Origin of the sequence: Streptomyces coryli (assembly GCF_011044975.1) — a bacterium.
GTDB lineage: Bacteria > Actinomycetota > Actinomycetes > Streptomycetales > Streptomycetaceae > Streptomyces > Streptomyces coryli.
In genome coordinates this window covers 1-629 of the sequence record NZ_JAAKZV010000600.1, presented here as the reverse complement: position 1 = coordinate 629, position 629 = coordinate 1, and the positions used below count along the sequence as shown (strand labels likewise).

Sequence of the window (629 nt, the reverse complement as noted above, 5' to 3'; positions counted from 1 at the left end):
CCCCGATGCCGACGCCCCCGGGCGGCACCCCCGCGCCCGCCGACGCGCGCCGCGGCCCGGCAGGCCCGGGCGATGACCCGCACAGCACCGGTGAGACCCGTATCGCCTGGGGCTCCGGCGCTCCGCGGCAGCCCGCCGACGAGCAGCCGCGCGGCCACGAAGAGCACCCGCTGCACGACTCCACCGCCCAGCTGCGCCGGCCGGCCTTCCCCGACCAGCACAGCGGGCAGGAGCAGGGCCGCCAGGCCCCGCCGCCCCCGCACACGCCGGCGCACGGCACCGCCTATCCGCCCTCCGGCGCTCCCCAGCCGCCGGTCCCGGGCCGGAGCGCCGCGTACGGCAATCCGCAGGACGCGCCGCTCGGTGAGAGCGCGCCGCCCCGCGGGGACGAGCCGACGCCGCTCTTCGCCGAGCTGGAGTCGGACTGGTTCCGCGGCCGCGGCGGGCGCGCCCCTGCACCGCAGTCCCGGCCGGCCCCGGCCGGCCCCGCACCGTCCGGCGGCCCCCAGCCGCCGAGCATTCCCGCACCTCCCCCGCTGCCGCCGCAGCAGCCGGAACGGGCCCCGGCCCGCCCGGCCGCGGCACCGCCGCAGCCCGCCGCCCCGGTGGCAAACGGGCGGCAGGACACC

Annotated in this window: 1 pseudogene; it reads left to right on the top strand. The window is 82.4% G+C overall.

The window, feature by feature from the left end:
• A pseudogene (locus G5C51_RS42390) lies at positions 1 to 629 on the top strand (hypothetical protein); the annotation flags it as partial.